Genomic DNA, 24,735 nt, shown 5'->3' on the forward strand with positions numbered 1-24,735 from the left:
GTTCAATCCCGGATGATCTCGCGCCACATGATGCGTCGCGGCGCGCCGGTGACCCGGCCGGTCAGCACCGAGCCCACCTTGGCGTCGGAACCGCCGACCACCAGCAGCTCGTCGATCATCGTCGGCTGGGTGGGCATGCCGATGCCGAGCTTGATCGAGCCGGCCACCGTGCCATTGCTGTCGAGGTCGTCCCCCTTGTCCACCTTGTTGTCACGGTTCACGTCGAAGTAGCTGCTTGCGGTGCTGGATCCGCTGAAGGCATCCACCGCGTTGATGTAGCCGTCGCCGCCCGGCTCGCATGTCGCCGCCCTCGGCGGAATGATGCTGGCGATCACCAGCACGCTGCCGCGCAGGATGGGGCGGGTGGTGAACCGCTCGCCCGGCGAGGGATTGTCGAAGTCGATGTACCAGCCCTTCTTGCCGGACGGCAGCGCCGCATGCTTCTCGAACGCGCGCGCGCCACCGCTCACCAGCACGATGTCGCGCTTGACCAGGTCGGTCGCCGCCACCGGCGCGCTGCCATCGTCGATGAGCCCGTACAGGGACTGCACGGTGGTGTCGGTGAGGTCGGAGGTGCTCAGGAAGCGGCCGGTGCCGAAGAACACCCAGGCGCGGCCGTCGAGCGGATTGCGCGCGATCGCCACGCCGCCGGTGATCGGCTGCCCGCTGCGGGTGGTGAACAGCGGCCGGCCGCCGAGGGCGATCTTCCACTCGGAGGCGGTCGCTCCGCTGAGGTCGAACTTCCACAGGTTGCCCTTGAGGTCGCCGGCATAGACGTAGTCCACGACGCCGTCGGCGTTGACGTCGCGGCCGCGCGGCGCCATCAGCCCGTTGTCGCCGCCGATGCCGGTGTCGAGCTCGCGGATCACCGCCCCGGTGGTGAGGTTGATCAGGAACAACACCGCTCGGCCATTGGTGCTGTTGATGCCGTTGCCGACGACCGCGGCCTTGGCCCCGTTGTTGAGGGTCACGATCAGCGGTTCGCCCAGCACCATGCCCATGTTGGCGTTGCTGCCGCCGAGCTCCCACAGCACATCGTTGCGGCCGAAACCGGCCGGGTTGGTCACGTCGAGCCCGAACAGGCCTTTGCCGCCCCGGCCCAGGGCACCGACCAGGTAGTTCCTGCCCGGCGTCTGCTGCCGGGTGGAGACCGTGACCGGGCCATCCACGAAATAGCGGTGCGAATACTGCGGGTCGCTCAGCGTGGCCAGCGCGGCCAGATCGATGCCGCCAGGCACGTAGGCGAAGCGCTCGGCCCCGGTCGTGGCGTCAAAGGCGTGCAGCATGCCGTCGTTGGCGCCCACGAAAATGGTTTCCGTCTCCTTCACGTAGAACGGCGAGGAGTTCACGATGTCGCCCAGCAGGCCGTCGGGCGGGAACACGCCGTCGTCGCCGAACACGCCATGCCGGTCGCGCAGCGTGCCGCCCTTGCGGCGCTCCTTGGATGTGTCGCCGAGGAGGTAGGCCGCGTTGTCGCTGCCGCTCACCGGCGCCAGTCCGGTGGTGCGGGCGAGCGCGCTGGTCTGGGCGCTGGTCGGGAAGGTGTCGCCGTTGCGGCCGTCCCAGGTGAAGACCCTGCGGCCGGTCACCCGGATCTGGTGGCTCGCGCGCCACACCGGCTTGGTCGCCACGCCGGCATTGGTGGCGACGTAGGCGGCCAGCTCGCCGGCCCAGCGGCCCGGCTTGTAGCTGGCCTGGTACACGTAGTTGTTGTTGATGAAGGCCGTGCTGTTGACCGCCACGTTCGACGCGGAGCCCTCGCGCGTGGTCACGGTCAGCAGGGCGTCGGCCAGTCCCCGGGCGAATTCGGAGGGATCCTGCGCCGCGACGAAGTTGCCGCGGCCGTTGACGCTGGCGTGCCACAGGTCGTCGATGCGGTCGGCGTCCTCGACATCGGTCGGATCGCCCCAGCGCTTGCTGCCGTTGGTGATCGAGGTCAGATCACTTTTCGGATCCAGTCGGCCGCGCAGGCCGATGGAGACGCCGAAGGTGACCATGTGCTGCCAGAAAGCGGGGTCGGCGCTGGAGGTGGCGACGTTGTTTTCCAGGCCACCGCTGCCTGGCCGGAGGTCGCGCTTCCAGTAATGCATCGCCACGTCGGCCAGCGTGTCGGGCCGGGTGTTGGGAGTGGTGGCGAAGTTGTCCATGTACGGACGCGCCGGCGTGTAGGTGTACGTCTGGCCATTCGGGCCGGTGATGGTGGGGCCCGCGGTGCCGTCGGCATCGCCCACCGGGGTGTAGCCGCTGGTGCTGTTCCAGTAGCCGTCCGTGGTCAGGATCGCGAAGTTCTGCCGGCAGCTGACCTGCGCGCTGCCGGATTCGGGGCCGTACGGGCCGGCGGCATCGCTGCGCGAGTAGTATTCGCCCGCGCGCTGCAGGGCGCGGTGCAGCGGCGTGCCGCCGCTGGCCCTGGCGTCGTGCAGCCGCTGGAACCAGGTGCTGCGGTTGCTGCCGCTGAACAGGCCGTTGTCGGTGCCGACCGGAATCTCGAACGGGAGGCCGCCGATGTTGCGGTTGATCGTGTCCAGGCCCACCCGCATGCTGCCCGCCAGTTGCGAGAACGCCTCGCTGGCGCCGGCCTTGGCCACCTTCATGCGCGAGCGGTGGTAGGCGTACCAGTTGGCGTAGTTGGCCATTTCCTCCGCATCGCTGCGGCCGGTGGGCGTGGCGAAGGTGCAGTTGCGCCAGAAGTATTTTTCGGATGTGTTGCAGCCGGCGTTGTTCTGGCCGCGGTTGCCGCTGGTGACCTCGAGCCACTCGCTGCGCACCACCCGCAGCGTGCCGCCCACGTTGCGGATCTGGTAACGGTAGTAGTCGGCATTGTGGGTGCTGGTGGTGCCCGCGGTCTTGGGCACGTAGAAGGTCTGCACCGAGGCGGCCAGATCCTCCGGGTCGGTCAGCAACGCGGGATGACGCGAGGCAGCGCGGTAGGACGCATCCGGGTAGCGCGTGCCGTTCGCCTGCATCCACGGCCGGTAAGTGATCGCCGGGTTGTAATAGATGGTGTTGTGGACGTACGACGCATCGGTGATCCGGCTGTCGTCGAGGTTGCGTTCTCCGCTCACGCCCAGGCGGTAGTCCGGATCCGCGAGCGAGGCCGGCATCCCGATCCAGGTCATCGAGCCGGAGTCGTCGAGGATGAACATCACGTTCGGCGGCGGGGACTCGGTGCCGGACTGCAACGGGATGTTCGGGATCGTGACCGCATGCAACGGCAGCGCCAGCAGGGTGGCCAGGCAGGCGGCCAGCGCCGGCAGCCAGCGGGAGCCGAGGGCGCGCGACGGACGCGGGGCAGCAGTTCGCAGGGTCTTCATGATCCGTCCTCCCTTCGCTCAGGGCACGGCGTAGTGCGATTGCAGGATCACCTCGGCGCGGCCGGCGGCCTGGCTGCGCGCGGTGATGCGGTAGCGGTGCTCGCGTCCGCCGCAGGCGGCGTCGGGCGAGACGTCCTCGGCGGTGACGCACGATCCGCGCGGCGGCACGTCGTCCGCCAGCAGCTCGACGATGTAGCGCGGGCGCAGGGTGGTGCCGTTCACCTCCACCGCGATCTCGCGCGCGTCGGCCCAGACCGTCTCGTCCTCCCAGCGCGGAGGAGCGCTGGGGTCGGGGCGTGCGCACAGGCCGCCGCTGCAGCCGCTCGTCGGTATCGTGACCGCACCGGTGCGGGCGCTGCGAGCCAGCGCCTCGCCCGCGCGCAAGGCCGCCTCTGCCGCCTGGAAGCCCAGGCTGCGATCGAGCATGTTGCCGGCCATGCGTTCCTGCAGCAGGGTGCCGCGCAGGCTCAGGATCGCCAGCAGCGACATCACCACCAGCAGGATCAGGACCACGGCCAGGACCGCGCCGCGCGGGGGGTGGGGCGCGGGCCGCACGCGGGACACGCGGGGGAATGGAGCGGAGATCATGCGGCGCGATTCCGGAGGGTGACGGTATGTTCGAGCCGGCGCTCCAGGCGGCTGCCGTCGCCACCGATGCGGCCCGGGCCTTCCACGGTCAGCACGATCCGCACCGCCACGATCCGCTCGCCGAGCCAGTCGGCGGCCGGGATGGCGGCGGCATCCGCATAGGCAGCTTCGCCGGCACGCAGGTACTGCAGCTGCAGGTCGCGCACGCCATCCACGATTTCCTGCACCCGCACCTGCGGCGTGCCGCCGACGTTGACCAGTTGCGCACGGTAGAGCGAGCGTCCGCCGCGACCGTTGTGGCCCACATACCAGCGGCTCATGCGCAGCGGGGCGATGACCGAGTTGGGACCGTAGGCGTAGCCCACGCCGAGCGCGCTGCAGTTGACCGGATTGCTGAACCCAAGGCCCTTCGTGCAGTTGCCGGGGGAGCCGGTGCCGGTGTTGTGGACGATGGTGGCATTGATCCCGGGCGAGGCGTTCGTCACCTGGAAGATCGCGGCGTGGTCGAAATCGCACACCATCACGATGTCGCCGTCCGCCAGGCCGTGATTCACGGTGTTCACCTGGAAGGACGCTGCCGGCGCGTTGTGGCTGACCACGGTCACGCCGCGGCTGACCGCCGACTTGAGCTCGAGCGCGGCGGTGCCGGACACGCGCGCGCCGGCGCTGCTGCCGAATCCTGCGTCCGGGAATGCGGCGCTGCCGGCGTAACCGCGAACGCCGCCGCGGAAATCGGTCCACCAGCGGGTTTCGGCGCCGTTGACTACATTGACCACCGGCAGCCCGGCCTCGCAGGGGTTGCCGGCCGCCTCGCGCAGGTCGCGCGCCATCAGCTCGAAGGCGGTGCGCGCGGTCTCCTGCACCCGCCCGAGGCTCTCGGTGGCCTCGTAGATGCGCTTGTTGGCCGAGAACACCGCCAGCGCCGCGCCGGTCACGATCAGGCCCAGCACCAGCGCGATCATCAGTTCGACCAGGGTCATGCCGCGCGCGCCGCGCGCGCCCGCAACCCCGCCGCGTTCCGCAAGGCGCCTGCTCATAGCCTGGTCTCGGTCAACACCTGCTGTTCCCGCACGCCGCCGGCGCGCTCGTCGTTCCACTGCACGGTGACGGTGCAGTCCTCGCCCTCGCAGTCGATCGCGCCGCAGGCGGTGGCGCCCAGGACGCGGTCGCTCTGCATGCTCATGATCCAGTGGCGCAGGTCGTTGGCGACCAGATCGCCGGGCTCCGGCGGCGCACAGGTCAGCGGAATGTCGTAACGACCGATCAGCGCCTGGTCGCGGTTGGCGCGCATGGCGTCGAGGATGGCGTAGGCCTGCGCCACCGCCTGGCTGCGTTCGTACGCGCTCTGGCTGGTGCGCAGCGCGGTCAGCTGGGTGGCGGCGATGCCGAGTACGCCGACCGCGAGCACCAGGATCGCGATCAGCACTTCGATCAGGCCGGCGCCACGGGCCTGCCGGCGGGCGGGAGCGTGGAATGTCCGGGGCAGGCTCATGTCGGATTCGCCGGCGCGATGCAGGCGCCCCCCCCATCCTGCGACTCGATGCTCATGCGGCTTCCGGCGCCGATCACCACCCGGCGCACGTTCTGCGCCGGGCGGGTGGTGGGCAGGCAGACGCTGATCGCCGCCGTCAGCAGGCCGGTGCCGGCCGCGTCCGGGGCGAAACCGTCCGGGCGGAACGTGACCCGCCCCGGAGCCGGCACCGCCGGACTGGCCAGCAGGCGGATCCCGCCCGGTGCACGCGTGACGCGCAACAGGGTGTCGGTGCCGGCGCTGTAGTTGCGGTCGCGGTCGCGGTCCACGAATGCGATCCAGCCGTCCAGGCCGGTCGCGCCGGCCGGCGCGCAGCCGGGGGTGGCGGTGTGCGCGTTGGCACTCAGGCACAGCACCGTGCGCTGGTGGTAGCGCACCGCCTCGATGCGCGCGGTCTGCAGCGCGGCCAGCAGCTCGTTGGCCGCAGCCGTGAGGCGGTTGCCGTTGATCACCGCCTGGAAACCGGGCACAGCCAGTGCGAGGATGATCGCGGCCACGGCCAGCGTGATCATCAGCTCGACCAGCGTGAAGCCCCGTTCGTGTCGGAACGGAGTGCGCATGACGAAGTGGAATTCCTTTTCAGCCCCCCAAGGCCGGACCGTGATGTCTCGCACAGCATTTGCTGTTCATGCAACCATTCCGACCGTTCGTTCTGCCGGAAATGTGAGCAGTGTCACATCCTGGCGGCAGGGTTCCGCCCTCGGTCCAGCTCCCGCCTCCCGGTCTTTCCCGTCGTGCAACACGCTCCTGGCGTCTCGTCGTCCGTGAGCGGCACCCGGCCCGTCTCGGCTGCCTACGCCGCCGGCGTCGCGCGCGGCGACTGGCAGCACGACCCGGCGCAGCAGCCGGCGCTGCAGGCGCTCGACCGCATCCACGCCGCCCTGCTGCAGGCGCCGGAACGCCCCGGCCTGTGGTCGCGCCTGCGCGGCCGCGCCGCCGCGCCGCCGCCACGCGGGCTGTACCTGTGGGGCGGAGTCGGGCGCGGCAAGACCTTCCTGATCGACCTGTTCTTCGACGGCCTGCCTTTCGCCGAAAAACGCCGCACCCACTTCCACCGCTTCATGCGCGAGGTGCACGCGGCGCTGCGCGCGCACGCCGGCGAGCGCGACCCGCTGGCGGCGATCGCGCGACAATGGCGGCAGTCGCTGCGGGTGCTGGTGCTGGACGAGTTCTTCGTCGCCGACATCGGCGATGCGATGCTGCTCGGGCGCCTGCTCGAGCGCCTGTTCGCCGAGGGCGTGGTGCTGGTGACCAGCTCCAACGCCGCGCCGCAGGACCTGTACAAGGGCGGCCTGCAGCGCGCGCGCTTCCTGCCCGCGATCGCGCTGCTGGAACGGCACTGCGAGGTAGTGCACCTGGACAGCGCGCACGACTACCGGCTGCGCGCGCTGACCCGCACGCCGGTGTACCGCGCGCCGCTGGATGCCGACAGCGAGGCCTGGCTCGCCGCGCGCTGGGCCGAGCTCTCCGCCGGCAGCCCGCACGAGGCCGGCCCGCTGGTACTCGACGGCCGCGCGATCCCGGTGCGCGGCCTGGCCGAAGGCGAGGTCTGGTTCGACTTCGCCGCACTGTGCGAAGGCCCGCGCGCCAGCGCCGACTACATCGAGATCGCGCGCGAGTTCCACACCGTGCTGCTCGGCGGCATCCCCTGTTTCACCGCCCTGCAGGACGACGCCGCGCGCCGCTTCGTGCACCTGGTGGACGAGCTCTACGACCGCCACGTCAACCTGGTGTGCACCGCCGATGCGCCGCCGCACGCGCTGTACGCCGGCGAGCGCCTGGCCGGCGCGTTCGAGCGCACCGCCTCGCGCCTGATCGAGATGCAGTCGGCGGAGTACCTGGCGCGCGAGCACCGGCCCTGAGCCGGCCGGCGCGGATCACGACGCCGCCGGCCGCCGCGCGCGCCAGCGCACCAGTCCCGCGTACACCGCCACCAGCAGCGCCAGCGCGATGCCGATCGCGCGCCATTCCTGCGCGCTGAGCGTGGCCAGGATCGCGAGCATCGCGCTCGCCGACAGCAGCGGGATCGCGGCCCCGCCCGGCAGCACGAACGGCGTGCCGCGTTCGCGCAGGTCGCGCCGCTGCGCGCGCCATGCGGCCAGGCTCACCAGCAGGTACACCAGGCAGATCGCGCCGCCGGCGACCAGCGCCAGGGCCTCGAAGCTGCCGCCGATCGCGAGCGCGCAGGCCAGCGTCGCATGCAACGCCAGCGCCAGCAGCGGCACGCGGTGGCGCGCGCCGACCGCGCCGAACGCGCGCGGCAGGTAGCCGTCGCGGCCGAGCGCGTACACCAGGCGCGAGCTGCCGAGCAGGTTGCCCATCAGGAAGCCGGCCATCGAGATGCAGGCGGTGACCAGCAGCAGGCTGCGCCCGGCCGCGCCCCACAGCGCGCCGGCGGCGTCGGCGACCGGCACGCCGCTGGCGGCGAGGCCGGCGCCGAGCAGGCCCTGGCCGACGATCTGCAGGCCCAGGTACAGCAGCACCACCAGCACGATCGCGGCGAGCGTGGCGCGCGGCACGTTGCGCGCCGGATCGCGCACTTCGCCCGAGGGCACCAGCGCGATCTCCATGCCGGCGTAGGCGAACATCACCAGCACCATCGCCGCGCCGAGCGCGCGCCAGGACGGCACGTCGGCGGGCGCGAGGCTCACCTGCGCCCAGTCCACCCACCACAGCCCCAGCGCCACCAGCGCGAACAGCGGCGCGAGCTTGAGCGCGGCCAGGGCCATGATCGCGCGCGATCCCAGCCGCACGCCGAAGGCGTTGAGCGCGAACAGCGCGCCGTACACGCCGAGCAGCAGCAGCGCGCGCGGCCCCGGCGGCGCCAGCGCCGGCAGCAGCGCGGCCGCCTGCAGCGACAGCGCCGCGGCCACGCCGGCGCTGGCGGTGAGGTTGCCGATCCACATCAGCGCGCCGCCGACGAAGCCGGGGAACGGGCCGAAGGCCGCGGCCAGGTAGCTGTACGCACCGCCGGTCACCTGCACCCGGCTGCCGACCGCGGCGAAGCACAGCGCCACCGGCACGATCGCCACCGCGCCGGCCAGCAGCGCCAGCGGCGCGGCCGCCCCCATCTGCGCCGCCAGCGCCGCCGGCATGCGGAAGATGCCGCCGCCGACGATCACGTTGACCACCGCCGCGGTGAGCGCGAGCGCGCCGATCGCGCGGATCAGCGCGGCCTCGCCCAAGGGCGCGCCGGCAGGCGTGTGGCGGCTGGCATCGTGCATGACATCCCCCGGGGTGGCTCCGGCGGCGCAGGGTGGCACGGCGCGCGGCCGCTGGCGAGCCGCGGACCGGCGCACGGACCGCCGCCACGCACTGCCGTACCATCGGCCGGACCCCATCTCGCCGCCGCCGCCATGCGCCTGTCCTCCCTGCCGCTCCTGCTCGCCCTCGCCGCCGCGCCGCTGTCCGCGGCCGAGCCGTCCGGTCCCGACGTCGCCGCCGCCGCGCAAGCGCTGCAACCGAAAGTGCTGGCCTGGCGCCGCGACATCCACCAGCATCCCGAACTCGGCAACCGCGAAGTGCGCACCGCCGCGCTGGTCGCCGCGCACCTGCGCAAGCTGGGCCTGGAGGTGCGCACCGGCATCGCCACCACCGGCGTGGCCGCGGTGCTGCGCGGCGGCAAGCCCGGGCCGCGCATCGCCCTGCGCGCCGACATGGACGCGCTGCCGGTCACCGAACGCACCAACCTGCCGTTCGCCTCCAAGGCCACCGCCACCTTCCGCGGCGAGACCGTGGGCGTGATGCACGCCTGCGGCCACGACGCGCACACCGCGATCCTGATGGGCGTGGCCGAAGCCCTGGCCGGCATGCGCGCATCGCTGCCGGGCGAGGTGATGTTCATCTTCCAGCCGGCCGAGGAAGGCCCGCCGGACGGCGAGGAGGGCGGCGCGCCGCAGATGCTGGCCGAAGGCCTGTTCCGCGACTTCAAGCCGGAGGCGATCTTCGGCCTGCACGTGTTCAGCACCCTCCACGCCGGCACCGTCGGCTACCGCAGCGGCCCGGCGATGGCCGCCTCGGACCGCTTCAACATCGTGGTCAAGGGCCGGCAGACGCACGGCTCGCGGCCGTGGGGCGGAATCGACCCGATCGTCGCCGCCGCCGACCTGATCGACACCGCGCAGACCATCGTCAGCCGCCGCCAGAACATCTCCAGGCTGCCGGTGGTGGTCAGCTTCGGCGCGATCAAGGGCGGCATCCGCTACAACATCATCCCCGACGAGGTCGAGCTGATCGGCACCATCCGCACCTTCGACGAAGGCATGCGCGAGGCGGTGTTCGCCGACCTGCGCAACGTCGCCGAGAAGATCGCCGCCGCGCACGGCGCCACCGCGATCGCGAAGGTGCCCGACACCCGCGGCAACCCGGTGCTGGTCAACGACCCGGCGCTCACCGCGCGCATGCTGCCGAGCCTGCAGCGCGCGGTCGGCGCCGACAACGTGGTGCAGACCGACCTCAACATGGGCGCGGAGGACTTCGCCTACTTCGCGCGCGAAGTGCCGGCGCTGTACTTCTTCGTCGGCGCCACCCCGCGCGGGCAGGATCCGCTGACCGCGCCGTCGAACCATTCGCCGGACTTCTTCCTCGACGAATCCGCGCTCGACGTCGGCCTGCGCGCGCTGCTGCAGGTGACGCTGGACTACCTGCACGGCGCCCCCGCCGGCGGCTGAGCGCGGCATGGCGGCGGCGCGCCGGCAGCCGACCGGGGATAATGCGCGGATGACCCATGCCGACCTGCCCCTCGGCCGCGCCGTCGCCTATCCGCGGCACTACGACCCCGGCCTGCTGTACCCGATCGCGCGCAGCGTCGGCCGCAGCGCGCTCGCGCTCGACGGCGCGCTGCCGTTCACGGGCCTCGACCGCTGGCACGCCTACGAACTGTCGTGGCTGGACGCGCGCGGCAAGCCGGTGACGGCGACCGCCACCTTCACCGTGCCCGCGGACTCGCCGTCCCTGATCGAGTCGAAGTCGCTCAAGCTCTACCTCAACTCGTTCAACGCCGAACGCTTCGACACCGCGGACACGGTGCGCGCGCGCATCGCCGCCGACCTGTCCGCCGCCGCGGGCGCGGAGGTCGCGGTCGCGTTCGGCCTGCCGCCGGTGGTCGAACACGCCGACGGCATGCTGCTGGATGCGCTCGAGGTCGCGGTGGACGCCTACGGCCCGCCCGATCCGTCGCTGCTGCGGATCGTGGACGAAACGCCGGTCGAGGAAGTGCTGCGCTCGCAGCTGCTCAAGTCCAACTGCCCGGTCACCGGCCAACCCGACTGGGCCGACCTGCGCATCGTCTGGCACGGCCCGCGCCTGGACCACGCCGGCGTGCTGCGCTACCTGGTCAGCTTCCGCGACCACGCCGAGTTCCACGAGCAGTGCGTCGAACGCATCTTCACCGACCTGCTGCGCCACGGCCGCGCCCGCGCGCTGTCGGTGGAGGCGCGCTACACCCGCCGCGGCGGCCTGGACATCAACCCCTGGCGCGCCACCCCCGGCCTGCCGCCGCCACCGCCGACGCGCAGCCCGCGGCAGTGATCCCCACCGTGGGAAAGCCGCCGCGATCCCGCCTTCACCACCGGCATGCGACCGTGACCGCCCCTTCGCCCACCGCCGCCTCGTTCCGGAGCGTCCTGCGCATGTTCCGTCTTCGCCTTGCGCACCCGTCGTGCGCGCTGCTGCCCGCACTGCTCGCCCTCGCCGCCTGCCAGCGCCCGGCCGAACCGGCCGCGCCTGCGCCCGCCGCTCCGGCCACCGCCCCGACGCCGGCGCCTGCCGCGGCTCCGACCTCCGTCATCGTCACCGCGGTCGAACTCGGCAAGGCCCTCGACGCCCAGGGCCGGATCGCGACCCCGACCGCGATCTTCGCCCCCACCGACGCCTTCCACGCCACCGTCACCGCTCGCGCCGCCGACCCCGCCACGCCCGCCACCGCCACCCTCGGCGTGCAGTGGATCCACGCGGACAGCGGCCAGACCGTGCACGAGGACACCCGCACGCTCCAGATCGCCGGCGAGACCACCCACGCCTTCCACATCGCCCGCGCCGAAGGCTGGCCTCCCGGCAAGTACCGACTCGAGGTGCGGCTCGACGGACACCCCGTGTACAGCCGGATGTTCCAGGTGCAGTGACTCGCAGCACGCCTTGCCGACATGACCGCCCTGCCGCTGTTGCTCCTGGCCCTGCTCGTCCTCGGCGCGGTCGGCGCGTTGATGCTCTGGCACGCGCTCATCGCCGCCGCGTTGCGCGCGCTGCGGTGCGCCGGACGACGCGACCGCGGTTGACCCCGCTCGGATTCCGCCTGGTGCCGGACAGGCCCCGGCCAATGGCAAGCTTTTGAGACAGGCGCGGCGCCGGGACTCGAACCCGGATCATGGCGAAGCTGGCGCTTCCCCAACCGTTCCCTTGGAAACTACCGCGCCTGCCGTGGGCAGGATGTACTGCGTGCATGCCGAAGGCAATCCTGTTCTCCGCGCCGGCGTATGAACCTTGGCACGAGCCTCAATGCGCCCGCTGCATGACCGGGCTCGTTCAAGGTGCGGCCGAACCGACCGCGGAAGCTGAACCGGACGTCGTCGCCGGCCCCGTCGGCTACAGGGTCTTGATCTTCCCGCTGCGGATCATTTCCTGCGCCCACGCCGCCGAGGCCGCGAACTCGCGCCGCATCGACTCGAGCTCGGAGGGCGTCAGGTCCCGGACGATCCTTGAGGGTGAGGAGGAAGCGGGCTTCGGACTCGGTGAGGCCGTCGAAGCCGTGGCCGAACTGCTCGCGCCACCAAGGCTCGAGGGCACCGTATCGTTCACGGAGGCGGGCGAGTTGCGCATTGGACAAGGCGAGCTTGGCACTGTAGCCCTTGCCGGTCAACGCCGAGGCCAGCAGCACCCGCCCGCCATGATCCTCGAGGTGGGTCTTGAGCTGGGCCAGCGTCCCGCCTTGGGTCAGGGTGTCGTCGAGGATCAGGTAGTCCCCCGGCTCGACCGGGCCTTCGAACCGGGGTGGGTTCGCCAGCCGGTGGAAGCCGCCGCTGCCGCCGCGGCTGACCTGCTGGGCCTGCCGCGGCGGCTGAACCGGATGTCGGCATTCCCGGGATCGAACGTCCCCCGGTTCTCGCTCGCGCTCTTGACCTGCGTGGGCTCGAACGCGATCCACTGGCCGATCTCGGGCAGGTGGATGCCGTCGAAGCCCTGCCGTTGCAGCCGTGCCCGCAGGGCGCGCGCCTCGTCCTGCGACTCGATCGCCATCAGCGCATCGAGGGTCATGGCCTTCGGGTTCCGGATCGCGAGCACCGCATCGATCACCCGCTCGTCGGCCGGGACGCCGTCGGCCGCTTTCTCGGCATAGCGCTGCGCCTTGGCGCGGTCCTCGGCGAAGAAGAACCCGAGGGGGGCGGTCATGTGCCCGGTGCTGGCGGCCAGGCGGCCCTTGTCGAACGCCCAAAACGCCTCCGCGGTGCCGTGATAGACCACCTTCGGCGAGCCGTCCGGGTTGACCACCTGGGACCGGCCGAACCAGCGGCGGAAGGGCTCCGCGTCGAAGGCGGGGGCGACCTTGAACCGGGCCCCGCCTGCCGCGCGCAGCGACGGTGCCAGCGCGCGCGCATCGCCCTCCACGGCCCGGCGGGCACGCCGCAGCAGGTGCGCCAGCTCGGCGTCGGTGACCTGGCCGGCCAGCGTGGTGAAGCCGTGGCGCCGCAGCCAGGCCCGGATCGCACCGAAGAACTCGACCAGGCGCTGGCGCAGGGTCGGCGGCAGCCGGTTCTGCCGCTCGGCCATGTGCGCCAGCAGCTCGTCGAATAGGACGGCGGCCTGCTGTGCCTCGCTGAGGCGGTCGTCACGGCGCAGGGCTTGGTACGCCGACAGATCGATGTCATGGGCCCGGGCATAGCGCAGGATGCCGCCCCAGCCGCCAATGGCATTGACCAGCCGGCGCACCTGGCGTGGCGTGTCGTCACCGAACACCAAGCGCAGGCCGTGGTGGCCGAGCACCTCGTGGAACAGCGTGGTCTCGACGTCCAGCCGATCACGCAGGTTGGCCCTGACCAGGTAGACCGTGTTGTCGAGCAGGGAGTACACCCCGCGCACATCGGAGCCATCCGATCCCATGCGGCGGAAGATCCGCACGATCGGCTCGGGTAGGTCTTCGGCACGCTCCACCGTGCGGATCGGCGGTGCATTCACCCACCGCGCCGAGATCGTTTCGACCACGGCATCCACGTCGAAGTCCGGCGTGTCCGGCGCCGCGTCCGGCGCCGCGCGCATCCTCCATTCAGGCCGCGGATCGTGCTTGACGGCCTCGCGCAGTTGCGCTAGGGTCAGGTGCGTCGGGGTTGCGCCTGCTTTGGCAGCAGGAATGCCCCCCGAATCAAGCCCCGCCCCGGCGGGGCTTGTGCTTTCCAGGATCTCCGAGTTCTGGAGGTCGTACAGGAACAGCCCGCCGCCCGCGTCATGGGCGACCACCCGCGCGATCCGCAAGTCGCCCCCAATGCGCACCGGGGCATAGAGCGTTGCCCAGCGTTGCCGCCGGTCACGTGCGATTTCCGAGGTTTCGATCCTGGCCACAACCCCCTGCTTGGTGATCGCCGGCAGGGCCGCCAGCAACTCGATCGCCTCGGGGCGCGCGCTCCACGCCTTCAGCTCGCGGTTGCCGCGACTGGAAAAAGCGAAGACCAGCCCGGTGCGGGCATTCGTCAGGCGGGTGCCGCGCTGCCGCATGCGTTCGAGCCAGGCAAAGGCGCGGCTTCGTGCCAACGCGCATGCACGTTTGGCCTTGACCGAGCCGCTTCAATGAGTCCTCGGGATCACGCCGCGGATAACACCTGAGTTAAGCCGCGCCGCGAAGCGGCGTGGCTTGAATGAACAGTTGGGCCGCAACACAAGGACGCCGGGGTGTAACTGGAAGCTACTTGCTGTGGTCTGGCATGGCATAAAGAGTCTCCGACTTCTCAGCTCGAGATGTCACTGGCGCATCGCGTGCTCCATCGGAGACTTGCCGTGCTGCCATGAACCGGGGGCGCGATCCAGCGAACTCGTTGGCCTTCCGGGGTTCAGCACGGCAGAGGAAGACTAACTCATGCGCCTACCGATAGTCTTTTTGCAGCCCAACCCCGGCTTACAGCGCCAACACGGCGCAGCCAAGGATGCTTCAATGAGGCCGCGGCATCACGCCGCGGATCACTCGCGCGCCGCGCGCTGCTCGCCACCGACCGACCGCTTCAATGAGGCCGCGGCATCACGCCGCGGATCACATGAAGGCCCGCGGGCGCAAGAGCGCCGGCGAAGTCGCTTCAATGAGGCCGCGGCATCACGCCGCGGATCACCGGTTACGCCGCAGCCAGTGCCACAACCAGAGCACGGGAGCTTCAATGAGGCCGCGGCATCACGCCGCGGATCACTGCCTTCGCCCGCTGGCAGCGGGGAGTCCCCGCAGGAGGCTTCAATGAGGCCGCGGCATCACGCCGCGGATCACCGCACGGGGACACCGGGGATGGTGATGCCGGCCGCGCTTCAATGAGGCCGCGGCATCACGCCGCGGATCACCGGTCGTGGCGCTCAAGGCCGCGCTGTTCGGCGAGTCGCTTCAATGAGGCCGCGGCATCACGCCGCGGATCACTGCGCATCACTGGTTGGTTGTGCCCCATCATGGCGCTTCAATGAGGCCGCGGCATCACGCCGCGGATCACTCCCCGGCCAGTGGATGGGCACCTACGAGTCCTGTGCTTCAATGAGGCCGCGGCATCACGCCGCGGATCACGAAGGATGCGCCGGAGCGAGCCAGTCTGCCGCCGAAGTGGCTTCAATGAGGCCGCGGCATCACGCCGCGGATCACTGCGGACAGTAAGCGGTCCATGAGCTGAGTGAGAAGGCTTCAATGAGGCCGCGGCATCACGCCGCGGATCACTCCGGGTGCAGCGCCGCCCCCTCCGCGCCCGGCGTGGCTTCAATGAGGCCGCGGCATCACGCCGCGGATCACGCGCGAGCGCCATCACCACGAATGCCCGGTGGCAATGGCTTCAATGAGGCCGCGGCATCACGCCGCGGATCACTGCGTCACGCGCTCCGCGCTGGAGCTGCGAGTGCTCGCTTCAATGAGGCCGCGGCATCACGCCGCGGATCACCCGTACGACGGCGCGACCGCGACCTTGGCCCGTAGGCTTCAATGAGGCCGCGGCATCACGCCGCGGATCACGCTGCGTAGGCCCGCGCGCGAGTGATAAGGCTTTCGTGCTTCAATGAGGCCGCGGCATCACGCCGCGGATCACAGCCCGGCCGGCACCCGCCGGCGGTGAGTAGCCGGCAGCTTCAATGAGGCCGCGGCATCACGCCGCGGATCACGGGCCGAGGCCGCCGGCGCGGCCGTCAGCCTCGGCTAGCTTCAATGAGGCCGCGGCATCACGCCGCGGATCACGGCCTCCGCGCACCGCAGCGGCTGGGAGGGGCCGCTCGGGCTTCAATGAGGCCGCGGCATCACGCCGCGGATCACCTGGCCGAGAAGAGGCCGACAGCGAGACGATGCGGCGGCTTCAATGAGGCCGCGGCATCACGCCGCGGATCACGCTGCGTAGGCCCGCGCGCGAGTGATAAGGCTTTCGTGCTTCAATGAGGCCGCGGCATCACGCCGCGGATCACCACTCACGCTGGACACGGACGGAGATCCGGTGCGCCTGGCTTCAATGAGGCCGCGGCATCACGCCGCGGATCACAGTTCCGAGGAGCTGATCCAGAGATTCGGGAACAAGTCGCTTCAATGAGGCCGCGGCATCACGCCGCGGATCACATGGATCGTCATGCGCAACTGCGCATCGAAAATGAACGGCTTCAATGAGGCCGCGGCATCACGCCGCGGATCACAGTTCCGACTTCGCTGCACTGGCGCTGCAGCATCTGCTTCAATGAGGCCGCGGCATCACGCCGCGGATCACCAGCTGGGAGGACTGATTTTGGCCGCGATCAGGAATGCTTCAATGAGGCCGCGGCATCACGCCGCGGATCACAGGCGGGCGAGCCTACGAGCAGACAGGAAGCAAAGGGCTTCAATGAGGCCGCGGCATCACGCCGCGGATCACCTTCTTCCTCAAGTTCTGACATCTGGGCCTGTAAATGCTTCAATGAGGCCGCGGCATCACGCCGCGGATCACCCCGGCTGCGCTGCGGGTGCATGGTGGACCTGGCGGTGCTTCAATGAGGCCGCGGCATCACGCCGCGGATCACCCCCTCGGTCAAGTTACCTTCACCCCGCCGGCAAGAATGCTTCAATGAGGCCGCGGCATCACGCCGCGGATCACTAGTCAACCTCAAAAAAACATCAAGAAATACGTTCTGGCTTCAATGAGGCCGCGGCATCACGCCGCGGATCACCGCTGTATCGCGCCGTGGTCGAGCGCATCAATGCGCTGGCTTCAATGAGGCCGCGGCATCACGCCGCGGATCACTGCCTAGGGCGCCAAAATTGAAGTTGTAGGTTGTAAAGCTTCAATGAGGCCGCGGCATCACGCCGCGGATCACCGCCACGCTGCGCGAGGTGGAGGCGGCGGCGCGGCAGCTTCAATGAGGCCGCGGCATCACGCCGCGGATCACGGACTTTCATCGTCGCTCGTCGAATTCCAAAGTTCTGCTTCAATGAGGCCGCGGCATCACGCCGCGGATCACGGCCGCGCCGCGGGCCGCAGCTCCATGCCATCGACGGCTTCAATGAGGCCGCGGCATCACGCCGCGGATCACAGGATCGCCAACGAGGACTGACCCCTCCCACCCCTACTGCTTCAATGAGGCCGCGGCATCACGCCGCGGATCACACGCCACCTCTGAAGCCCCCCTGCCCGGAGCATGGCGCTTCAATGAGGCCGCGGCATCACGCCGCGGATCACGCTACACACTCGCGTTCGCTGTCGGCCTCTTTGCTACGCTTCAATGAGGCCGCGGCATCACGCCGCGGATCACTTCACCTGGGCGCTGCACGCCATCCACTTTGGCAAATGCTTCAATGAGGCCGCGGCATCACGCCGCGGATCACCTGCCGGCGCACGATGGCGTCGCGCACGCGGGTCTGGCTTCAATGAGGCCGCGGCATCACGCCGCGGATCACCGAGCGCGATGGGGATGCGTTTGAGAGTGAGCGCATTGCTTCAATGAGGCCGCGGCATCACGCCGCGGATCACGACCCGCCTTGCCCACTGGACGCCATCAAACCGCAGCTTCAATGAGGCCGCGGCATCACGCCGCGGATCACCCTCGATCGGCACGAAGAGGAAGGACTGATCGCGCAAGCTTCAATGAGGCCGCGGCATCACGCCGCGGATCACCCGGCCCGGACCTACGTGCACGTGCGATGCATCGGCGCTTCAATGAGGCCGCGGCATCACGCCGCGGATCACTACAACGCGGTCGCGAACGCCGTCACCGGCCTGACGCAGCTTCAATGAGGCCGCGGCATCACGCCGCGGATCACGGAACAGCGTGGAGAACAGACATGAGCGCCGTCATCAGCTTCAATGAGGCCGCGGCATCACGCCGCGGATCACGGCCAACCTGAGCGGGGCCAGTTTCACCGGCACGGTGCTTCAATGAGGCCGCGGCATCACGCCGCGGATCACCTCGGCAGACATCCCCATGTCGGCGCGGTAGATTAGCGCTTCAATGAGGCCGCGGCATCACGCCGCGGATCACGTCCCGTGTCTCGGGGTGGGTGGCGATGGACACGTCCGAGCTTCAATGAGGCCGCGGCATCACGCCGCGGATCACGGGCGGCGAAAAGTGCTCTTGAACGGGCGCGAATTGCTTCAATGAGGCCGCGGCATCACGCCGCGGATCACCCGTTCCAGTGCAGCCACGATCCGGCTCCGGTCGTAGCTTCAATGAGGCCGCGGCATCACGCCGCGGATCACCAGACGGCCGCTGGGTGCTGACCATGAGCACCGCGTCGCTTCAATGAGGCCGCGGCATCACGCCGCGGATCACCCGCAGCCGCAGGCGAAACACCTGTTCCTGCGCGTCGCTTCAATGAGGCCGCGGCATCACGCCGCGGATCACCTGGATCGTGCTGACGCTGGCGCTCGCGAGGAGTAGCTTCAATGAGGCCGCGGCATCACGCCGCGGATCACGGGCTCAAGCGCCGCATCCCGTTCGCGCTGGAGTTGCGGCTTCAATGAGGCCGCGGCATCACGCCGCGGATCACTGACCGATGCCCTACGTCTCGCTCCTGCAGCTCGCCGCTTCAATGAGGCCGCGGCATCACGCCGCGGATCACGTGCCAATTTCCAGCGCCAGCAGTCCGAGTGCGGGCTTGCGCTTCAATGAGGCCGCGGCATCACGCCGCGGATCACCGCCGGCATTCGTGCCATTGCCAGTGAAGTTATTGAGCTTCAATGAGGCCGCGGCATCACGCCGCGGATCACTCGTCGTTGCAGGTCACGTCCAGACTGTCAGGGTCAGCTTCAATGAGGCCGCGGCATCACGCCGCGGATCACGCCCCGTGATCTGAATCAGTCCGCGTCCGCGGTATCGGCTTCAATGAGGCCGCGGCATCACGCCGCGGATCACCCCGGTTTGTCCCTTGGTCCCAGTCGGCCCCATGGTGCTTCAATGAGGCCGCGGCATCACGCCGCGGATCACAACTTGTCGAAGCTCTTTTCCTCGCTCCGCCGCATGCTTCAATGAGGCCGCGGCATCACGCCGCGGATCACCTGCACAACGTGCTGCAGCGCAACAACGCATCCGACGCTTCAATGAGGCCGCGGCATCACGCCGCGGATCACGTACGCCCGGGATCCGGACGTGGATGTGCGCCCGGCGCTTCAATGAGGCCGCGGCATCACGCCGCGGATCACCACGCGCCGGTCTTTCCCGGCGTCAGCGGGGGCCTAGCTTCAATGAGGCCGCGGCATCACGCCGCGGATCACTGGCAGTCGAAGTGCTAGCAAATTCATTGTACGGGATGCTTCAATGAGGCCGCGGCATCACGCCGCGGATCACAGCCGGAGGTGCAGCTGCTGGCCCAGCTGTTGGGCAAGGCTTCAATGAGGCCGCGGCATCACGCCGCGGATCACGGCGCGGCTGCGAATCAGTGCGGTTTCGACGATTCTGCTTCAATGAGGCCGCGGCATCACGCCGCGGATCACCGCACGAGTCTCAGCGTGGCGTCCGCAAGCCCTGCACGCTTCAATGAGGCCGCGGCATCACGCCGCGGATCACGTCACCTTCTGCGCATTGCTCTCCAGTGCTGGCCGCATGCTTCAATGAGGCCGCGGCATCACGCCGCGGATCACGCCGCGCAGTCGCTTTTTCGCACGGTCATGTTAGCAGCTTCAATGAGGCCGCGGCATCACGCCGCGGATCACTTCCGCGCTAGGTTGTTTGAGCTATACAGACTGCCGCAGCTTCAATGAGGCCGCGGCATCACGCCGCGGATCACTCTTTCTGATGATGACGTATTTGTTTCTGCAGACAGCTTCAATGAGGCCGCGGCATCACGCCGCGGATCACCGCCACGAAGGCTTTAGTTTAATGGCTTCTTTGTTGACGCTTCAATGAGGCCGCGGCATCACGCCGCGGATCACACCGCGCGCGGCCTATCCAAGAGACCGTGACAGCGTCAGCTTCAATGAGGCCGCGGCATCACGCCGCGGATCACTTCGATAAAGCGACAGAAGCCGACAGGCTTCCGTCTCGGCTTCAATGAGGCCGCGGCATCACGCCGCGGATCACGACCGTAATCGGATTGACGAATCTTGATGCCGACAGCTTCAATGAGGCCGCGGCATCACGCCGCGGATCACCTGGGGGATGTGTTCTCCCGGTTCAACAAGTTCTATGCTTCAATGAGGCCGCGGCATCACGCCGCGGATCACCCTTGCGCGAGCTTGAGGTCGAACTCGCCAAGCGAGCTTCAATGAGGCCGCGGCATCACGCCGCGGATCACTCATTCAATCGCCAGACCGACCCAGACACGAACGGCGCTTCAATGAGGCCGCGGCATCACGCCGCGGATCACCCCTGGTCGGGTGGGCGGGTGTACTCAAGTTCGATGCTTCAATGAGGCCGCGGCATCACGCCGCGGATCACACGCTAGCGCGGCACTACGCGCTGCCTTGCGCGCCGCTTCAATGAGGCCGCGGCATCACGCCGCGGATCACAAGATCGGGATTGGATTGCTCGATCTCCCGCAGCAAGCTTCAATGAGGCCGCGGCATCACGCCGCGGATCACAGGTCACGAATAGCCTGCTCTCGCCGCGCGTAAGCCGCTTCAATGAGGCCGCGGCATCACGCCGCGGATCACGCCGGAATCGTACTCTCGCGTCGTCGCCCTGGCGGCGCTTCAATGAGGCCGCGGCATCACGCCGCGGATCACCAACAGCGGTGCTCCACGTCAGTTCAGCTCCGCACCAGCTTCAATGAGGCCGCGGCATCACGCCGCGGATCACGCTCACGCGGCCGGCCAGGTCATGCATCGAGTCAAGGCTTCAATGAGGCCGCGGCATCACGCCGCGGATCACGATGCGAGGTCGGCCGAACAGATATCAGACGCGCTATGCTTCAATGAGGCCGCGGCATCACGCCGCGGATCACAGCCCCGCCGCATCCGCTTGCCGAACAAGGCATTTGCGCCTTGTTGACGAGCGGTGTGCGATGCGGCGGGGGTCGGTTGCCGGCTTCGCGAGACAGCAGCCGAAGATTACGCGCCAACATCCGGATTTTCAAAGAGCTCGCGCCCGCGAGCGGTGGCCGGGGGTGCGCTTCGTCCCGGAGCGCTCGCGGGGCAGCGGCGCCTAGGAGCATAACCGGGCGGGCGGCGGGGGGCATGTCAGACGATCACGGGTTCGCGGGCGACCGGTTCGAACTTGCCGCCGAGGGTGGTCACGCGGGGCTTGACCTTGTCGGCGGGGCCCAGGTCAATGACCAGCAGGGCGTCGGTCTGGCGGGCGATGGCACCGTCCAGCAGTTGCAGCATCTCCGCGTGCCGGCGCCTGCTCAGGCGGCACTGGAACACGGACAGTTGCAACCATTCGCCGTAGCCGTTCATGAGCCGGAACACCTTGCGCCAGCGCTTGGGGTCGCGGATGTCGTAAGTCACCAGGTACAGATGATCGTCCATTGCGGTCTCACCGGTTGCGACGCGGTCAGCGGGTGGTGAAGTTCGGATAGTCGGGCAGCTCGCCGAGCAGGTGACGCCCGAGCAGCCTGGCTTGCAGCTCGATCAACCTGCGGTAGTCGAGGCGGTAGCCGAACAGGGGGTGGGTGATTTCGTGGCCCAGGCGCCGTTCGAAGGCGGCGATGAAGCGCTTGCGGCCGTCCTGGGTCAGGTTGACGCTGCCTGCGGCGCTGACGAAATCGGTGGGATGGATCTCGCCGTTGTTGATCACCTGCACCACCACCGAATCCGCCAGCAGCGGGCGGAACGGTTCCATCAGGTCCAGCGCCAGCGCGGGGCGGCCGTAGCGCGGCTGGTGGTAGAAGCCGCGGAACGGGTCGAAACCCACCGCCTGCAGGGTCACGGTCAGGGTGCGCACCAGCAGGGTGTAGGCGAACGAGAGCATGGCGTTGACCGGATCGGTCGGCGGCCGGCGGTTGCGCTGGGTGAAGTCGAAGCGTTGCACCATGGGTTCATCGTCCGCCGCGGCCCGCAGCATGCCGCGGAAGTGGGCGAAGTAGATCGCCGCGGCGTTGCCCTCGATGCCGAGCAGGGCGTCCAGCGATTCGGCGCGCTCGGCCTGGCGCTGGATGCGCTTGAGATCGGCGATCGCGCGTTCCGGCCTGTCCTCCGGCTTCCAGTTGCGACGCAGCAGGGTGCGCTGGTTGGCGATCTTGGCGGCGACGAAGCCACGCGCCAGACGCAGGCAGGCACGCTCGTCGAAACTGGCGCGGTACTGGGCGGTGCGCAGTTCCACGTTCTTGTGGCCGTTGCCCACGGTGTGTCCGTGGAACCAGCCGCCGTAGCTGTGCCAGGTGACCGGGATGTCGCGCTGCATGAGTTCGGCCAGACATGGGGCGGTGACGTACACGTTGCCCATCAGCACCACCTGCGAGACCTCGCCGATGCGCGCGGTGGCGAGCACGTTGTCGTCCTTGCTCACCTCCAGCACCTCGCCCTTTTTGCTCAGCTTGGCGTTGTGCTGCTGGACATACAGCGGCAGGGCCTCGTGCCGGGTGACGGCCAGCGGCCGCGGGGCCAGGTCCGGCTGCTGCTGCAGCCAGCGCACCTCGTCCGGCAGGCAGATCGTCACCAGCGAGCAGCGCGGGCATTTCGGGCTGTCCTCCAGCGGCGGCGGGATGCGGCCGCCGGCCGCCATCGCGCGCAGCTCGGCGATCGCGCGCCGGGTCAGCGCGAGCAGTTCCTCGTCGAAGGGCACGCGCACGCGCTCGCGGCTCTCGACGTAGTAGATCGCGCCCTCCTCGCACACGTAGCCATGCTCGCGCAGCAGCAGCCCCTGCGCACACAGCTGCACACGTTCGGGGTCGTACACGCCGCGCGCGGTGTGCGGGCGTTTGCCGCGCTTGTAGTCCACCGGGATCACCACGTTGCCCTCGCCCTCGATCAGGTCGAGCCGGGCGATGAGCCCCAGCTTGTTGGAGGACAGCGTGACCGAGCGGGCGTGGATCTCGATCCGCTCGGCCTGCGCGGTGTCCGCATCCGGCAGATCCCCGGCCGGCTTGTCCACCCGCTTGTGCCGGTGCCGGCCCTCGATCGTGTCGGCCGAGTCCATCCATTCGCCCTGCACCCACATCAGGTACGCCAGCCGCGGGCAATACACATGCTCGTTGAGCATGCGCACCGGGATCGGCGGCTGGTCGCCGGACAGCTCGGGGAACGGCAGCTCGAGTTCGCCTTGCCTGGGCTCCATGCGCATCCCTCCCTGGCGGCCGCCACGCCGCCATCCGGAGCGTTCACCGCGGGCGGCGCCGTGCCGCCGCGGCGGAATCACCAGATGCGTTCGATTCCGTAGGCATCGAACGCCGGATCGGCGCTGACGATGCTCAGGTGCTCTTCCTGCGCCTGCGCGATCAGCATGCGGTCGAAGGGGTCGCGGTGATGGAACGGCAACATGCCGACCCGGACGCAATGTGCGTGCGCAATCCCGAGCAGCTCGATGCGCCAGTCGGCATACCGTGCCTCGATCTGGGCCAACCAGTCCGGCGCGAGTTCGATCCTGCCGAGCGACTGCTTGATCGCCGTCTCCCAGGCCACGACCACACTGGCGAACAAGGCCGATTCGGCAGCGATCATGCACTCGCGTGCGCGCTGGCTGATGCGCTCGGGCTGCGCGAGCGACCACAGCACGACATGCGTGTCGAGCAGCAGCCTCATTTCTTCCGCTTCGCTCCAGATGGGCGCTTCGCGAGCTTCGCTTCGTCCGGCATGTAGTCCCTGAAGTCCTCGAGCTCGGCGTCGAAGTCGTCGGCCATCCAGAACTTGCCCTTCCAGCCGCCGAGTTTGCGAACGGGCGCGGCCGGCGGCTCGATCGGCACCAGCCGGACCACCGGCTTGCCGCCCTTGGCGATGACCACGTCCTCCCCGGCCAGCGCCTTCTGGATCAGCCTGGACAGGTGGGTCTTGGCTTCGTGGATGGTGGCTTGGGTCATGGGGCCGCCGGATTAGCTAATGCGCTTAGCTAACCTCGCCCGGAATGTGCTTGTCAAGGATCGGCCCGGTCGGGAAGTCAGGGCGATATCGCCTGCGCTTGGATGTGATATCGTTCCGCCATGCCCAGGACCATCATCAATCTCGACCCTGACGACAAGGCCTGGCTGGACCGCGAGGCGAAGGCGCGGCACGTGCCCATGACCGAAGTGGTCCGGCAAGCCATCCGCGGTTACCGCCTGGCGCAGGAGCGGCGGCGCCCTCCCCGGTTGCGGGACACCCTGCAGCGCACTGCAGGCCTGTGGCGACAAGGCGACGGTCTGGCCTGGCAGCAGCGGCTGCGTTCGGAGTGGGAGCGGTAACGGCGCATGAGGTTCCTGCTGGATTCGGTGATCCTGATCGACCACTTCAACGGCATCGCCGCCGCGACCGACTTTCTCGCTGAAACCGGCGCCGAGGCCGCCATCTCCGCCATCACCCGGGCCGAGGTGCTGGCCGGATTCGATGAAGCTGCCGCGCCGCTGGCGCGTGAACTGCTGGACCACTTCCCCAGCCTGCCGATCACCACCGAGATCGCCGACCGCGCCGCCGCACTGCGTCGCACCCAACGCTGGAAGCTTCCGGATGCGCTGCAGGCGGCCGTCGCGCAACATCATGGGTTGGCCCTGGTGACGCGCAATACCCGTGACTTCCAGCCGGGTGGGGAGCTGGAAGTGGTGGTGCCGTATCGGGTGTGATG

At 69.4% G+C, this 24,735-nt stretch carries 18 protein-coding genes and 1 CRISPR repeat array; of the genes, 7 read left to right on the plus strand and 11 right to left on the minus strand.

All coding sequences use genetic code 11. The features are described 5' to 3' along the window. Nucleotides 1-2: 2 nt before the first annotated feature. From FPV26_RS07460 to FPV26_RS07480, 5 genes are read right to left on the minus strand one after another with little or no spacing between them, the layout of a single operon-like run. Nucleotides 3-3,314 (minus strand): pilus assembly protein, encoded by a 3,312-nt coding sequence (locus FPV26_RS07460; protein ID WP_246109238.1) that lies wholly within the window; start codon nucleotides 3,312-3,314, stop codon nucleotides 3-5. Nucleotides 3,315-3,332: 18 nt separating this feature from the next. After that, nucleotides 3,333-3,878 (minus strand): pilus assembly PilX family protein, encoded by a 546-nt coding sequence (locus tag FPV26_RS07465; protein ID WP_246109239.1) that lies wholly within the window; start codon nucleotides 3,876-3,878, stop codon nucleotides 3,333-3,335. A 20-nt stretch (nucleotides 3,879-3,898) separates the two neighbouring features. Continuing rightward, nucleotides 3,899-4,939, minus strand: a complete 1,041-nt coding sequence (locus tag FPV26_RS07470; RefSeq protein ID WP_147653232.1) for a prepilin-type N-terminal cleavage/methylation domain-containing protein — start codon at nucleotides 4,937-4,939, stop codon at nucleotides 3,899-3,901. Next, complete coding sequence (gene pilV / locus FPV26_RS07475) at nucleotides 4,936-5,394, minus strand: type IV pilus modification protein PilV (RefSeq protein ID WP_147653234.1); 459 nt, start codon at nucleotides 5,392-5,394, stop codon at nucleotides 4,936-4,938. The genes FPV26_RS07470 and pilV overlap by 4 nt, the downstream gene beginning before the upstream one ends. Continuing rightward, nucleotides 5,391-5,993 carry a GspH/FimT family pseudopilin gene (locus FPV26_RS07480; protein ID WP_147653237.1) on the minus strand — a complete coding sequence of 201 codons (603 nt, stop codon included), beginning with the start codon at nucleotides 5,991-5,993 and terminating at the stop codon, nucleotides 5,391-5,393. Before FPV26_RS07480 ends, pilV begins: the two co-directional genes overlap by 4 nt. A gap of 204 nt (nucleotides 5,994-6,197) precedes the next feature. Between FPV26_RS07480 and zapE the strand changes: the two genes are divergently transcribed. Beyond that, nucleotides 6,198-7,295: a cell division protein ZapE gene (zapE, locus tag FPV26_RS07485; RefSeq protein ID WP_147653239.1), complete on the plus strand. Its 1,098-nt coding sequence runs from the start codon at nucleotides 6,198-6,200 to the stop codon at nucleotides 7,293-7,295. 15 nt (nucleotides 7,296-7,310) lie between these two features. On the opposite strand, the gene FPV26_RS07490 is transcribed toward zapE, so the two are convergent. Beyond that, nucleotides 7,311-8,657 (minus strand): APC family permease, encoded by a 1,347-nt coding sequence (locus FPV26_RS07490; protein WP_181952588.1) that lies wholly within the window; start codon nucleotides 8,655-8,657, stop codon nucleotides 7,311-7,313. A gap of 132 nt (nucleotides 8,658-8,789) precedes the next feature. Between FPV26_RS07490 and FPV26_RS07495 the strand changes: the two genes are divergently transcribed. The 4 genes from FPV26_RS07495 (at nucleotide 8,790) to FPV26_RS12920 (ending at nucleotide 11,708) form a co-directional block, all read left to right on the plus strand. Continuing rightward, complete coding sequence (locus tag FPV26_RS07495) at nucleotides 8,790-10,103, plus strand: amidohydrolase (protein WP_147653242.1); 1,314 nt, start codon at nucleotides 8,790-8,792, stop codon at nucleotides 10,101-10,103. Between the two features lie 49 nt (nucleotides 10,104-10,152). Beyond that, nucleotides 10,153-10,962: an NADPH-dependent 7-cyano-7-deazaguanine reductase QueF gene (queF, locus tag FPV26_RS07500; protein ID WP_147653243.1), complete on the plus strand. Its 810-nt coding sequence runs from the start codon at nucleotides 10,153-10,155 to the stop codon at nucleotides 10,960-10,962. A gap of 101 nt (nucleotides 10,963-11,063) precedes the next feature. Next, complete coding sequence (locus tag FPV26_RS07505) at nucleotides 11,064-11,555, plus strand: hypothetical protein (protein ID WP_147653244.1); 492 nt, start codon at nucleotides 11,064-11,066, stop codon at nucleotides 11,553-11,555. 21 nt (nucleotides 11,556-11,576) lie between these two features. Further along, nucleotides 11,577-11,708, plus strand: coding sequence for a hypothetical protein (locus tag FPV26_RS12920; protein ID WP_281282843.1), 132 nt, complete (start codon nucleotides 11,577-11,579; stop codon nucleotides 11,706-11,708). Between the two features lie 673 nt (nucleotides 11,709-12,381). On the opposite strand, the gene FPV26_RS07510 is transcribed toward FPV26_RS12920, so the two are convergent. From FPV26_RS07510 to FPV26_RS07530, 5 genes are all read right to left on the minus strand, one after another. Beyond that, complete coding sequence (locus FPV26_RS07510; RefSeq protein ID WP_281282844.1) at nucleotides 12,382-14,172, minus strand: ADP-ribosyltransferase-containing protein; 1,791 nt, start codon at nucleotides 14,170-14,172, stop codon at nucleotides 12,382-12,384. Between the two features lie 391 nt (nucleotides 14,173-14,563). Further along, nucleotides 14,564-20,986: direct repeats of the CRISPR family, unit length 36 nt; unit sequence GCTTCAATGAGGCCGCGGCATCACGCCGCGGATCAC. Nucleotides 20,987-21,221: 235 nt separating this feature from the next. Continuing rightward, nucleotides 21,222-21,512, minus strand: coding sequence for a CRISPR-associated endonuclease Cas2 (gene cas2, locus FPV26_RS07515; RefSeq protein ID WP_147653246.1), 291 nt, complete (start codon nucleotides 21,510-21,512; stop codon nucleotides 21,222-21,224). A 25-nt stretch (nucleotides 21,513-21,537) separates the two neighbouring features. After that, nucleotides 21,538-23,259: a CRISPR-associated endonuclease Cas4g/Cas1g gene (gene cas4g/cas1g / locus FPV26_RS07520; protein ID WP_147653247.1), complete on the minus strand. Its 1,722-nt coding sequence runs from the start codon at nucleotides 23,257-23,259 to the stop codon at nucleotides 21,538-21,540. 77 nt (nucleotides 23,260-23,336) lie between these two features. Then, nucleotides 23,337-23,723, minus strand: coding sequence for a type II toxin-antitoxin system VapC family toxin (locus FPV26_RS07525; protein WP_147653248.1), 387 nt, complete (start codon nucleotides 23,721-23,723; stop codon nucleotides 23,337-23,339). Next, nucleotides 23,720-23,998 (minus strand): type II toxin-antitoxin system Phd/YefM family antitoxin, encoded by a 279-nt coding sequence (locus tag FPV26_RS07530; protein WP_147653249.1) that lies wholly within the window; start codon nucleotides 23,996-23,998, stop codon nucleotides 23,720-23,722. Before FPV26_RS07530 ends, FPV26_RS07525 begins: the two co-directional genes overlap by 4 nt. A gap of 120 nt (nucleotides 23,999-24,118) precedes the next feature. Here FPV26_RS07530 and FPV26_RS07535 point away from each other — a divergent pair, with 120 nt between their 5' ends. After that, a complete protein-coding gene (locus tag FPV26_RS07535; RefSeq protein ID WP_147653250.1) occupies nucleotides 24,119-24,358 on the plus strand; it encodes a ribbon-helix-helix protein, CopG family in 240 nt (79 codons plus the stop codon). A gap of 6 nt (nucleotides 24,359-24,364) precedes the next feature. Next, the gene (locus tag FPV26_RS07540) at nucleotides 24,365-24,733 is read left to right on the plus strand and encodes a PIN domain-containing protein (RefSeq protein ID WP_147653251.1); all 369 of its coding nucleotides are present in this window, start codon (nucleotides 24,365-24,367) and stop codon (nucleotides 24,731-24,733) included. The last annotated feature ends 2 nt before the right edge of the window (nucleotides 24,734-24,735 follow it).

The organism is Vulcaniibacterium gelatinicum, assembly GCF_008033445.1.
GTDB lineage: Bacteria > Pseudomonadota > Gammaproteobacteria > Xanthomonadales > Xanthomonadaceae > Vulcaniibacterium_B > Vulcaniibacterium_B gelatinicum.